Source organism: Amycolatopsis saalfeldensis, from assembly GCF_900110575.1.
GTDB classification, from domain to species: domain Bacteria; phylum Actinomycetota; class Actinomycetes; order Mycobacteriales; family Pseudonocardiaceae; genus Amycolatopsis; species Amycolatopsis saalfeldensis.
The window spans coordinates 56,594-68,558 of sequence record NZ_FOEF01000008.1; the positions used below are offsets into that span (position 1 = coordinate 56,594).

Here is an 11,965-nt window from a genome sequence, read left to right on the forward strand (position 1 = left end):
TGGGAGATTCACCAAGTGTCACCCGATGGGGTGAGTCCGGGTGACCCTCAGTGGCCGAGCCTCGGGTCCGACGCGGTGAAGGCCCCCTTCACCGCGTCGGACGCGGGTCAGGAGGCCTTCACGGCTGGCGGGGTCAGGCGGTAGCCGGGATCCCGCCACCGCGCAGGCGCGACCGGGTGCGTCGCCAGGCCAGGGCCACCAGCACCACCAGCACGATCAGCGGTAGGGTGCTGATCGCCCAGCTCAGTCCCATGGGCGGGCCCGGCTGCGGCAGCACGGTCAGGTTCTTCAGGTCCCCGGTGCCCGGGCCCTGCGGCCCGTCGACGGCGAACCGGAACGTCCACGCGCCCTCGGCCGGCAGCGACCGGATGTCCAGGCCCCAGACGTCGCGCTTGCGCGGGTGCCGGGCCAGCGGCTGGGGCCGGGTGAAGTGGTTCGTCTCCGGGTTGAACATCGACAGCGTGCCGGTTTTGGTGCCGATGCCGCCGTCCGGGATGAAGGTGAAGTCCAGCGACTGCATCGCGCGCACCGGCCAGGTCGAGAAGCCGATGGTCAGCCCGTACGGCCCGGCCTGCACCCGCTCCGTGTGGACGATGTTGACCGGTTCGTACGCGTTCGCGGGCGCGGCGGAGATGAACAGCAGTCCCACCGCGGCGCACAACGCCAGCAAGGTCTTACGCATCGGCGTTCCCCTTCCCCGAGTCACCCGAGTTGCCCGAGGCGGGGGCCAGCAGCCGCAGCATCCCGCCGAACCGCCACCCGGCGAACCCGCCGAGCAGTCCCAGCGCGCCGGCCACCGCACCCGTGGCCAGCACGGTCGGCAGGTCGACGACCCGGAGCGAGTAGATCCAGACGTCCTGCAACGGCATGCTCAGCCCGATCAGCAGCCCGCCGACCCCGCCGGCCACCACCGAAACCCGGCCCGGCTGCCAGCTCTGCCGCCGCGACAGGACAAACAGCACTTCCAGCACCACGGCCACCGGCAGCAGCAGCATCGGCATCAGCGCGGGCATCTCCGGCACGCCGGTCACGTAGTCGCGCACCGGCAGGCCGACGAGATCCGTGTACGCCCGCGCCGCCCAGGGCGAGAACCACCAGAACAGGGCCTGGACCACGGCGAGGATCGCGGCCGTGACCACCGCGCCGCCGGGGCGGCGCAGGAAGCCCGCGCCCGCGGTGATCAGCAGCACCGCGAGCATCGCCGTTCCCGCCGAGGTGGCCGAGACCGGCTCGATGTTGACCTGCTGCAGGCCCAGCACCGTGATCGAGCTGAACGCGATCAGCACCGCCAGCGAGCCGAACACCCCGATCCGGCCCCAGCGGTGCTCGCGCGCCGCGGCGAACACCATGGTGGTGCCGATGATCGACAGCGTGATGGAGAGCAGCAGCCCGATGTGCGGCGGCGAGTCGATCACCGCGTCGAAGCCGTACAGCCCGTGCCACCACTGGTCCCACAGCCCGTAGAGCAGGAAGGCCGCGGCGCCGACGCCGGACACGAGATACCCGGCCGGCGCGGCGAAGGTCCGGCCGAACACGTTGACGGCGCGGCCGCCGATCCGCGGGTCCACCGGCCGCCCGGCGCGCTGGGCGGCCGTCGTCAGCAGCACCACGGCGAGGCTCGCCAGTCCGACGATCGCGCTGCCCGCGTACAGGAACAGGTGCGGCAGCGTGAAAAACGTGTCCGGGCCGACGTCGCTGTGCCACTGCACGTCCCAGGTGAGCCCGACCATCGAGATCACCGAGCCCCCGAGCACGGTGCTCGCGGGCACGAGCCCCGGGCGGGCCCTTCTGGTCGTGACGGCCACGCGGGCCCCCGACGCGGTGAGATCCATCCCGTCCCCTCCTTATTGGTTGACCAACACGGGAAAAACGACTTGGGCGGCGCCCGCGGGCCCGCGCAGGGAGACGGTGATCTCCCACTGCCCGGACATCGGCAGGCCGACGTCGGCGGCGCGGAAGCGGCCCGGCCCGTCGGCCGTCGCGGGCACCGGCGTGATCGCGTGGCCCATCTGCGGCATCACCGGCTCCACGGTGACGCCGTCCGGCGCCGCCCCGGTGACGTCGAAGGCGAACGTGTTGCCGCCGACGCGCGGCGAGTCCGTGGACAGCTGCACGGTGTACGGGCCGGACGTCGAGCGCTGCACCGTCGGCCCGGTCGTGCCGCCGCCACCCCAGAGCAGCCAGCCGAGCAGCACGGCCACCACGATGACGACCACGGCGATCAGCACCAGCGGACGACGCCGGTGCTGCGGAACTTCGGCGGTCACTGTCCCCCTCCTTCCGCGGCCGGCACGTCGAGCACCACCGGGACGGTGACGACGGACCAGCCGCGTTCGGCCTGCAGCCACAGCCGGTACCGGCCGGGCGTGGTGAACGTGTAGGTGAACGGCACGTCGGGCCCGTAGGCGGCGACGGTCTCGTCCGGGATCCCGGTCAGCCCGGGGACGTACGGCGGCATGGCGTGCGCGTGGGCCCAGGTCGGCGCCGTCGCGGCGGCCGCGCCGACACCGTCGGCCGAGGGCAGCGGGCCGATGACGATCAGGTGGCCCAGCATCCCGAGCCACGGCTGGAGGTCGCCTTCGGGGAAGTGCGCGGTGATCGTGACCGGCAGGCCGGTGGTGAGGGCGGTGGTGGTGACGTCCACGGGAACCCCGTCGACCACTCGTTTTCCCGGCCCCGCGGGCACTGCGGCAGCGGTGCCGGGCGCGCCGGTGATGTCCACAGTGGACCGCGCCAGCTGCACCCCGCCGCCGCGGCGTTCAAGCTCCGCGGACACCGCGTACGTCCCGGATTCCGGGGGCGCGAACCGAACCCGGTAGTCGCCGGGCGCGACGCGCACCGGGTGCAGGTGCCACAGCCGTCCCGACGGAGAGACGACGATCAGGTGCACCAGCGCGTCGTCGTGGACCACCAGGTCGTCGGCCGGGCGGCCGGTGGAGCCGTCGGTGAAGCGCAGTTCCAGCTCGGCCGAAGTTCCTTTGGTGGCAAGGGTTTTCGCGGTGAAGTTGACCGGCGGGCGCGAGTAGTCCGTGACCGGCAGCCGGGACAGCGCGTACGGATCGGTGACGTTCTCGACGGTCGGGTCCAGCTGGCTGCCGGGCGCGGGCGGAGGGGGCGTGCCGGCGGACAGCAGCGCGCCGGTGACCGCGACGGCCAGCGCCGCGACCATCCCGCCCGCGGGCACCAGCGCGTACGCGGTCTTTCGCGAGCGAAGCGCAACGCCGAGCGCGAGAAGCAGGAAGACGCCCGCCGCGACGAAGCCGCCGTACGTGGCCTTCTCCCAGGGCGGCACCACGCGCGCCGGGATGACAAACGGGATCGTCGCGGTGGGCCCGCCGGCGGCGTCGGTCAGCCCCAGCTCCCACGGCCCGGGCTGGTCGACCTGCAGCGTCCCGGAGTAGATGCCGGGCGTCGCGCCGAGCGTGACGTCGCCGCGCGAGACGACCACGCCGGCGGCCGCGGCCTGCAGGTGGATCGTGCCCGGGGTGGTCCCGGCGTGGGTGGCGACGTCGACGTGCAGCGGCCCCGGTGTCACGTCGATCCGCCGGATGATCACGGTCAGCTCGCGCGCGCCGAGCGTCTGCGCCACCTGGATGTCATTGCCGACCGGCGCGCCGTCGGCGTGCGCGGTGCCGCCGCCGAGCGCGATCCCGAGCGCGCACAGCAGCCCCAGCAGCGCTGCGCGCCGCCCCCTCGTTGTGGTCCCCATCACGATCGAAAGTAGCGGTCGGGCGGGTCCCGAATCGTCACGGCTGCGGGGGAAGATCCATCCCCAGCACGGGGGAGACGACCCTTAGGTGCCGAGGAACTCGCGAAGGTGGGCGACCACGGCATCGGGCTGTTCTTCGGGCAGGAAATGGCCGCACTCAGCCAATCCGGTGCCGTTCGCCTGTTCGCCGTACTCGCGCCAGAGGTCGAGCGTCGGGAGCTTGCCGAGCAGGCCGTTCTGCCCCCACAGGGCGAGCAGCGGCTGGGTGACGCGGCGGCCGGCGGCGAAATCGGCGTTGTCGAGGTCCGCGTCGTGCGGGAAGGAAGCGCGGTAATCGTCGAAGCCGGCGCGCAGGGCACCCGGGGCGGAGAAGGCGCGGACGTACTCGGCGACGTCCTCGGCGGCCAGCCCCTGGCGCTGGAAGGTCCAGCGCTCGAAGAAGTACCCCAGGTACGCGGCGATGTTCTGGCCCGCGAGCAGCTCCGGCAGATCGGGCTGGAGGTGGAAGAGCCAGTGCCAGTAGCCGTTCGCGATGTCGCTGTCGAGGCGGCGCCACATCTCGCGCGTCGGCGCGATGTCCAGCACCGCCAGCCGTTCGACCTGGTCAGGACGGTCCAGCGCCCACCGGTGGCCGACGCGCCCGCCGCGGTCGTGCCCGACGACGGCCACGCGGTCGAAGCCGAGCTGCGCCGCCAGCCCGGCGACGTCGGCGGCCATCGTGCGTTTGTCATAGCCGCCAACGGGTTTGTCGGTGCGGCCGTAACCGCGCAGGTCGGGCGCGATCACCGTGTGCGTCTCGGCGAGCGGCCCGGCGACGCGGTGCCAGCAGTGCGACGTCTGCGGCCAGCCGTGCAGCAGGAAAACCGGCGGGCCGTCGCCGCCGCGGAGGTAGTGCATCCGGAGGTCGCCGACCTGGGCGGTGGTTGATTCTAACTGGCTCATGGGGTTAGACGGTAGCCGTCGAGTCTAACCGGTGGCAACGGTTAGAATCAGCCGCATGGACTGGGTTTTCGACGGTGGGCGGCCGTGCCTCGACCTCGTCAACACGCTCCGCTCGCGGCACCTCGCCGAGCCGGTGGAGCTGCTGACGTCGCCGGAGGCGCTCGCCGAATGGCTGGGGCTGGCGGGTTTCGTCGTCGGTCGCAAGTCTGTGACCAGCGGAAATGTGACCGCTGCCAAGACTTTGCGCGAGGCCGTCAACCGGCTGCTCACTTCGCCACCACGTGCGGCCGACGTGCTGATCGTCAACAAGGCCGCGGCGTCACCGCCTCCCGCGCGCCTGCGCCTCGACGGCGGTGTCCTGCGCCGCGAGGCGCTCGCCCCGTCGGACTGGGTGGCGACGGCGTTGGGCGCCATCGCTTCGGACGCCGTTGACCTGGCTGCTTCGGACGCGCTGGTCCGGATCTGCGCGGCCGGCGACTGCGGCCTGCGTTTCCACGACGCTTCACCACGCCGGACGCGTCAGTGGTGCTCGATGTCCCGCTGCGGGAACCGGGCGAAGGCGCGGGCGCATTACGCCCGGGCTCAGGGCAGGAACCGGTAGGCCCACGGGTGCGCGCGCAGCCAGACGTTCAGCTTCCCGATCCAGCGCATGTGCGCGGTGCGCAGCGGCGGCGGGACCAGGGTGCCCAGAATCCTTGCCACCCGGCGGAAACGCGTGAACCGCCGTTGATCGGTATCGGTCCACTGTAGACCGAGGCGGGCGCGGAACTCCGGTGGCAGCGTCGCCCTCAGCAGGAAGAGCTGGGCCTGTGCCTGACGCCGTTGCAACGGCCGCCACCAGCGGTCCGGCAGCCATCGGGCCGGTTTGCGGACGGTGCGGATGGTGTGCAGGAGGGTGGTGATGGTGTCGTTCGGCTCGAAGCCCGCGACCATCCCGGCGTAGTACCGCTCGAACGCGGGCCAGTCCGGCGGCAGGTCCCGCTCGCGGACGCCGAGCGTCCGGCCGATGTAGCACATCTGCGCGTAGTACTCGTCCAGCTCCGATGTGGACAGTGGACGTCCGAAGAACCGTTGTACGTCAACGGGAACCTTGACCAGCGTGGCGTGCACCCAGGCGTACGCGGCCGGGTCGAGCGCGCTGTAGCGGTGGCCGTCGTCGAAGCCGGTGAACGTCCGGTGCAGCTTCCGCAGCCGGTCGGCCTCGACGCGGGCGCCGTCCGCGCCGCCGTAGACGTAGATCGACAGCGAGGCGCCGGTGCGCATCAGCCGGGTCCACGGGTCCTCGGTGTAATCCGAATGGTCGCGCACGCCGGCCGCGACCACGGGGTGCGCGACCTGAAGCACCAGCACCTGGCCGGCGAGCAGCAGGTCGCGGAAGTCGCCGAAGTACCGCCACGCGGCGGTCCCCTTCACGACCGGCGGCGCCACCTCACACCTGCGCGCCGCGCAGCAGCATCATCAGCGGCTCGGCGGCGGGGACGTCGACGCCGGTCGAGAACCGGCGCAGCTGCAGCCCGGCGATCAGCGCGACGACGTGCCCGGCCAGCCGCTCCGGCTCCGCGACGCCGAGCGCGCGCAGGATCGCGATGGCCAGATCGTCGTACGCGGCGAAGCAGCGCGAGGATGCTTCGCGCAGAGCGGGATCACGCGCGGCCTGGAGGTACAACTCGTGCGGCGCCAGCTCGTCGGTGCCGAAGGGCAGCTGCTTGATGACCTGCTCGACCACGGCGGCGCCCTGCTCGAGGTCGAGGCCGTCGGCACGGTGCGCGTCGACGATCGCCGTGAGCTTCGCCGTTTCCTCCTCGGCGAACAGCAGCATGGCCTCGCGCAGCAACTCGGTCTGGCTGGGGAAGTGGTAGGTCAGCGTGCCGAGCGAGACGCCCGCGGCGGCCACGATCCGCCGGTTGGTCAGACCGCCGACACCGACCTCGCCGACCACTTTCAGCGTCGCGCGCAGGATCGAGTCGCGGGTGCTCACCACACCGTCGCGGGCTGCCGCTCCTGCCATCGTTCGACCTCTTCCAGTTGCGCGGCAACGGAGATCAGCCGCTCTTCCGCGTGGGACGGGCCGAGCAGCTGCGCGCCGAGCGGCAGCCCTTCGGCGGTCCGCCCGGCCGGGACGTTGACCCCCGGCCAGCCCAGCACGTTCCACGGCCAAGCGTAGGGGCACGCGGCGATCATCGTCTGGTCGGTGCGCCAGCCGGTGAGGCCGTCGAACGTGCCGACGGCGGGCGGCGGGGTCGCGGTGGTCGGGGTGAGCAGCACGTCGACGCGGCCGAAGACCGAGCCGATCCGGCGTTGCAGCGCGGGTTCGAAGGCGCGCGCGAGCTTCAGCGCCGGCCCGGCGAGCAGGCGGCCCTGCTGGGCGTTGCTGCGGGTGCGCGGGTCGAGCGCGGCCACGGCGGGGACGCGACGGGTCCAGTCGCGCACCCCGGTGAGCGAGCGCGGCAGGAACGTGAGGCCGACCAGTCCGTAGTCCGGCTCCACCTCGACGATCTCGTGGCCCAGCGCGGCGAGCTTCTCGGCGGTGTCCCGCACGGCGGCCTCGACCACGGGGTCGAGCCGGGTTTTCGTCGCGGTGAAAGGGATCCTGGTGGACAGGCCGATGCGCAGCCGCCCCGGCTCCCGCTTCGCGGCGGTCTGGAACGCGGTGCCCGTGCCCGCGGTGACGTCGAGCAGCAGCGCGGCGTCGCCGACCGTGCGGGCCAGCGGGCCGAGCACCGTCAGGCCGTGGAACAGCTCGCCGCCGGTGGGGATGCGGCCGCGCTGGGGCTTGATCCCGACGAGGCCGGTCCACGCGGCGGGGATGCGCACCGAGCCCGCGCCGTCGGAGCCGAGCGCGCCCGCCACGATGCCCGCGGCGACGGCGGCGGCCGATCCGCCGGAGGAGCCGCCGGGCGTGTGCTCGGGCTGCCACGGGTTGCGCGTCGCGCCGAACGCCTGCCCCTCGGTGAACGGCCATTGGCCCAGCTCAGGCGTGTTCGTCTTGCCGACGATCACCGCGCCGGCCTGCTTGAGCCGGGCGACCGCGGGCGCGTCCGCGATGGCGACGGGAAAGTCCCCGGGACAGCCGAACGCGGTGGGCTGGCCGGCCAGGTCCACGTCGTCCTTGATCGCGACGGGCACGCCGAGCAGCGGGGCGCGCTCGCCGTCCGCGAGGCGGCGGTCGGCCTCGGCGGCTTCGGCGAGCGCGTCCTCGTCGCGGATCCGGCGGAACGCGTTGAGCACCGGCTGGCTCGCGTTCGCCTGCTCCAGCGCGGTGGCGGTGAGCTGCGCGGACGTGACCGCGCCGTCGGCGAGCGCGCTGGACTGCGCGGCCAGACCGGCGAAGGCGGTCGTCTCGGGGCTGACGGTCATCAGCGGCTCCCGTCTCTCGTTCGTTCGAACGAACGTTACCACGCTCAGCTGGGGCGGTCGGCTCCCCAGAACAGGTCGACCAGCTCTTGGGGCGGGTTTTCGCCGAAGAGCTGCAAGAAGAACTCGCTGCCGTCGGTGGGCGTGGCATTACGCGTGAACATCGCCTGCTCGAACTCGGCGAGGGCTGTCTCGACGTCACCGGGGTGCGCGGCGATGGCCTGGGCGAGTTCGGCGCCGTCGAGCATCGCGTTGTTGGCGCCCTCCCCGTCTGGTGGCGCGAGGTGGGCGGCGTCGCCGAGGAGGGTCACGCCGGGAAGCCGGTCCCAGCGGTGCCCGACCGGCAGCCCGAAGAGGGGCCTCAGGACCAGCGGAGTGTCGCCGTCGGTGATCAGCGACGTGAGCACCGGGTCCCAGCCGTCGAACTCGGCCGCGATCCGGGCGGTGGCCGTGACCGGGTCGTCGAAGTCGATGTCGGCGAACCAGTCCTGGGTCCGGGCGAGGATCACGTACGTGTGCAGGGTCGCGTCGCGTTCCCGGTGGGCGTTGATCGAGCCGCCCTCCCCGTTCGCGGCCAGGGTTCCGCCGCCGACAGCCTTCGCGACCGCCGGGTGGCGCTTGTCCGCGTCGTAGAGCCAGGTCTCGACAAACGACTCGCCGGTGTACTCGGGCACCGCGTCGGACAGCAGCGGCCGGACGCGGGACCAAGCTCCGTCGGCCCCGACCAGCAGGCTGGTGACGATGGTGGTGCCGTCGGTGAAGGCCACCTCGTGCCGGCCGTCGCCCAGGCCGCGGACGCCGCTGACTTTGCGTCCCCAGTGGACGGTGCCGGGCGGGAGCGAGTCGAGCAGCAGCCGGCGCAGTTCCCCTCGCTGCACCTCGGGACGGCCACCAGTGCCGTCGTCGCCCTTCTCGAACAGGACCGTGCCGTGCTGGTCGACGATCCGCATCGCCTGGCGGCCCGCCAGCACCAGTTCGCGGAACTCGGCCATGAGGCCGGCCGCCTCGACGGCGAGCTGGCCGTTGTAGTCGTGGATGTCGAGCATCCCGCCCTGGGCGCGGGCCATCGGGGAGGGCTCGGCCTCGTAGACGGCGGCCGGAATGCCGTGCCGGTGCAGGACCCGCGCCAGGGTGAGGCCGGCGAGGCCGGCGCCGATGATGGTGACCGGAGCAGACATGTTCGCTCTTTTCATGATCGGGACTGTTGCCTGCTCAGGCTGGCGACGGCCGCTGTCGGGGCGCGCACACGCGGCTGGCACGGACCTGGCAGCCCGGCGCACACCGTGTCAGCCCGTCCGGCAGCGGTTACGGTGAGCGGAGATCCGTCTCAGCCCCCGGAGGACCGATGACGTTCGACTTCGACCGGTTTCCCGCTCTCGAAGTGTTCCCGCGGGCCGGGCTGGGCGGCTGGCCGACGCCGCTGGTCCCGGCGCCGCGGCTCGGCGAGGCGCTGGGCCTGCCGAACCTGCTGCTCAAGCGCGACGACGTGCACCCGCTCGGCGTCGGCGGCAACAAGCTGCGCAAGCTCGACTTCCACCTCGGCGCGGCGCTGGCTTCGGGCGCCGACACCGTGATCACGTTCGGCGCGCTGCAGACCAATCACGGCCGTCAGACGGCCGCCGCGTGCGCGCGCCTCGGCCTGCGGTGCGAGCTGGTGCTCACCGCGAAGGTCCCGCGCTCGGGAGAGGCGTACGAGCGCTCCGGCAACATTCCGCTGGATCTGCTGTTCGGCGCGCGTGTGCACGTCTGCGCCGACGAAGAGGAGACCGGGCGGACGTACGACCAGCTGGTGGCCGAGGCCGCGGCGGAGGGCCGGAAGGTCGCGACCATCCCGGTCGGCGGCTCGGATGCGTTGGGCGCCTTGGGCTATCTCGACGCCACCCGCGAGCTGGCCCACCAGCTGTCGGCCTCGGGCATCAGCCAGGCCCGCATCGTCGCCCCGCACGCGAGCGGCGGCACCGCGGCGGGCATCGCGCTCGGGACGGCGCTGCTCGGCTCGCTGGGCGCCGACTTCGCGTGCGTCAGCCACCCGATCGGCGAGGCCACGGACAACCTGACGCACCTGGTCACCTCGACCGCGCAGCTCCTCGGCATCGACACCCCGGTGCTGGACCAGGTGTGGATGAGCGACTCCACCCTCGGCGAGGGCTACGGCATCCCGGCGCCCGAGACCTGGGGCGCGCTGCGGCTGTTCGGCCGCACCGAGGGCGTGGTCCTGGACCCGGTCTACACCGGCAAAGTCGCGGCCGCGCTGGTGGAATGGTCGGCCGCCGGCCGCTTCGACCCGGACGAGACCGTGGTGTTCGTCCACACCGGAGGCCTGCCCGGGCTGTACGGCTACGCCCCGGAATTCGCCGACGCCATGGAGGAGTGAGGGCGGCCCTCAGCTTCGTTCGGCTTTGAGCTGCGCGGCCGCCGGTGCGGTCTGGGCCGCCGGCGCCAGGGCCTTGGCGGCGTCGGTCCGGACCGCGATGCGGATCAGGCCCAGCAGCAGGAGGACGTCGGCGATCAGCATCAGGCGCTGCGTCACCCCGATCGGCAGGGCGTCCGCGAGCAGGTGGAACGGCGCGAGGCCCGCCTCGTCCAGCCGGACGAACAGGAAGCTCAGCCCGAACAGCCCCAGCACCACCACGCCGAGCCGCAGCCAGCGCACCACGATCACGCGGTACGGGCTGTCGCGCAGCGGGTCGAGCAGGGTGATGGCCGCGCCCGGCAGGCTGGTGAACGCCACCAGGCACGAGTACAGGTGGATGTCGCCGCTGAGCGGGTTCGGGTTCGGCGGGTAGCTGGCCGGGAAGAGCGCCGCCGTCGCCAGCCCCAGCGACCACAGCGTGAGCAGCACCTTCGTGGTCCGCGGCAGCGGCACGCCCGCCGCCACCAGCGTGCCGAGCACCGCGAGCGAGCCGATAGCCAGCGAGAGCACGCTCGCGCCGAGCATGCCCTGGCCCCGGTCGGTGATGATGTAGCTGGAAAGCGTGTCGTACACCGGATTCCGCGAGCTGATGATGTGCAGGACGGTGATCGTGAACATGCCCCACGCGATCGCCGCGAGCGCGGCCAGCCGCCAGATCCGGAGCCCCCGTGAATTCCCCATGATCACAGGGTTCCGGTTCCGGGCCTTCCCGTGATCCGGGAAAACCCTGAATTCACCCCCTAGTGCCGGGAGGGGTTGAACTCCGCGACGACGAGTGCCTGGTCGTCGTGCCGCTTCGCGCGCGGCCAGCGTTCGCCCTGCGGGTCCTGCTTCTCCGCGGTGCGGACGGCGTCCAGCACCGCGTCCGGGCCGCTCGCCCTGGCCAGCCGCAGCACGTCCGGCCAGCCGAACAGGCGGTACTCGTCGACGCCGATGGAGACGCCGTCGGTGGCCAGCAGCACCGCGTCGACCTCCGCGCGCGGCCACCGGCGCCGCACGGCCTTCTCCGCCGCGAGCGGGTCGGCCTCCGCGACCCAGAAGCCGCCCTCGGCGTTGCGCCGCCGCCGGACGTCGGCGCCGGTCTGCAGCAGGCCGCCGTCACGCAGGGAGAGCAGCCGGTCGTCGGAGACCACATCGGTGCCGAACTGTCCAAAAGCGACAATCGGACTGTCCGCCAGGACAAGGGCTTCCACCTGCTCGGCGTCCCAGCGCACGATCGAGACGGTGCTCGACGGCGAGTGGCGCGGAGTCAGCTCCTGCGCCGCCGCGACGCCGGCGATGGCCGACGCCAGCGCGGCACCCAGGTCGGCCGCGGGCCGCGCGCTCAGCTCGGCGGCCAGCTCCCGCGCCAGCAGCCCCGCGTACCAGCCGCCGGGCGGCAGGTCCGGGCTCGGCGACGTCGCGCCGTCCAGCACCAGCACGGCGTTGTCCAGCACGACGACGTGGTCTTCGGTCGGCCGGGGCAGGCCGTCCGCACCGACCCCGGCCCGCTCGGCGATCGCGATCTCGGGCATCAGCCGACTCTAACCCGGAACCCCTCGTGTCAA

13 protein-coding genes are annotated in these 11,965 nt (G+C 72.8%); 2 read left to right on the plus strand and 11 right to left on the minus strand.

Going from position 1 to position 11,965, the window contains the following annotated elements; all coding sequences use genetic code 11:
- Nucleotides 1–133: 133 nt before the first annotated feature.
- From BMY97_RS19380 to BMY97_RS19400, 5 genes are all read right to left on the minus strand, one after another.
- The gene (locus BMY97_RS19380) at nucleotides 134–682 is read right to left on the minus strand and encodes a hypothetical protein (RefSeq protein ID WP_091618285.1); all 549 of its coding nucleotides are present in this window, start codon (nucleotides 680–682) and stop codon (nucleotides 134–136) included.
- Entirely contained in the window at nucleotides 675–1,832 is a 1,158-nt protein-coding gene (locus tag BMY97_RS19385) for a hypothetical protein (protein ID WP_091618286.1), read from the minus strand. Before BMY97_RS19385 ends, BMY97_RS19380 begins: the two co-directional genes overlap by 8 nt.
- Before the next feature lie 12 nt (nucleotides 1,833–1,844).
- The gene (locus BMY97_RS19390; RefSeq protein ID WP_091618287.1) at nucleotides 1,845–2,267 is read right to left on the minus strand and encodes a FixH family protein; all 423 of its coding nucleotides are present in this window, start codon (nucleotides 2,265–2,267) and stop codon (nucleotides 1,845–1,847) included.
- Nucleotides 2,264–3,709, minus strand: coding sequence for a hypothetical protein (locus tag BMY97_RS19395; protein ID WP_091618288.1), 1,446 nt, complete (start codon nucleotides 3,707–3,709; stop codon nucleotides 2,264–2,266). Before BMY97_RS19395 ends, BMY97_RS19390 begins: the two co-directional genes overlap by 4 nt.
- Nucleotides 3,710–3,793: 84 nt before the next feature.
- Nucleotides 3,794–4,651 (minus strand): alpha/beta fold hydrolase, encoded by an 858-nt coding sequence (locus BMY97_RS19400; protein WP_091618289.1) that lies wholly within the window; start codon nucleotides 4,649–4,651, stop codon nucleotides 3,794–3,796.
- Between the two features lie 55 nt (nucleotides 4,652–4,706).
- Between BMY97_RS19400 and BMY97_RS19405 the strand changes: the two genes are divergently transcribed.
- Nucleotides 4,707–5,252: a CGNR zinc finger domain-containing protein gene (locus BMY97_RS19405; RefSeq protein WP_091618290.1), complete on the plus strand. Its 546-nt coding sequence runs from the start codon at nucleotides 4,707–4,709 to the stop codon at nucleotides 5,250–5,252.
- On the opposite strand, the gene BMY97_RS19410 is transcribed toward BMY97_RS19405, so the two are convergent.
- Genes BMY97_RS19410 through BMY97_RS19425 form a run of 4 tightly spaced genes read right to left on the minus strand, consistent with a single transcriptional unit; the run spans nucleotide 5,234 to nucleotide 9,183 of the window.
- Nucleotides 5,234–6,079 (minus strand): oxygenase MpaB family protein, encoded by an 846-nt coding sequence (locus BMY97_RS19410; protein WP_091618291.1) that lies wholly within the window; start codon nucleotides 6,077–6,079, stop codon nucleotides 5,234–5,236. The two genes, BMY97_RS19405 and BMY97_RS19410, sit on opposite strands and share 19 nt — an antisense overlap.
- Before the next feature lies 1 nt (nucleotide 6,080).
- On the minus strand, nucleotides 6,081–6,659 hold the full coding sequence (locus tag BMY97_RS19415; RefSeq protein ID WP_091618292.1) for a TetR/AcrR family transcriptional regulator: 579 nt from the start codon (nucleotides 6,657–6,659) through the stop codon (nucleotides 6,081–6,083).
- On the minus strand, nucleotides 6,626–8,008 hold the full coding sequence (locus BMY97_RS19420; protein WP_091618293.1) for an amidase: 1,383 nt from the start codon (nucleotides 8,006–8,008) through the stop codon (nucleotides 6,626–6,628). The genes BMY97_RS19415 and BMY97_RS19420 overlap by 34 nt, the downstream gene beginning before the upstream one ends.
- A gap of 44 nt (nucleotides 8,009–8,052) precedes the next feature.
- Nucleotides 8,053–9,183, minus strand: a complete 1,131-nt coding sequence (locus tag BMY97_RS19425) for an FAD-dependent oxidoreductase (protein ID WP_091618294.1) — start codon at nucleotides 9,181–9,183, stop codon at nucleotides 8,053–8,055.
- A 167-nt stretch (nucleotides 9,184–9,350) separates the two neighbouring features.
- Between BMY97_RS19425 and BMY97_RS19430 the strand changes: the two genes are divergently transcribed.
- Nucleotides 9,351–10,379 carry a D-cysteine desulfhydrase family protein gene (locus BMY97_RS19430; protein WP_091618295.1) on the plus strand — a complete coding sequence of 343 codons (1,029 nt, stop codon included), beginning with the start codon at nucleotides 9,351–9,353 and terminating at the stop codon, nucleotides 10,377–10,379.
- 9 nt (nucleotides 10,380–10,388) lie between these two features.
- On the opposite strand, the gene BMY97_RS19435 is transcribed toward BMY97_RS19430, so the two are convergent.
- On the minus strand, nucleotides 10,389–11,099 hold the full coding sequence (locus BMY97_RS19435) for a DUF998 domain-containing protein (protein WP_091618564.1): 711 nt from the start codon (nucleotides 11,097–11,099) through the stop codon (nucleotides 10,389–10,391).
- A gap of 59 nt (nucleotides 11,100–11,158) precedes the next feature.
- The gene (locus BMY97_RS19440; protein ID WP_091618296.1) at nucleotides 11,159–11,932 is read right to left on the minus strand and encodes a PP2C family serine/threonine-protein phosphatase; all 774 of its coding nucleotides are present in this window, start codon (nucleotides 11,930–11,932) and stop codon (nucleotides 11,159–11,161) included.
- Between the last annotated feature and the right edge of the window lie 33 nt (nucleotides 11,933–11,965).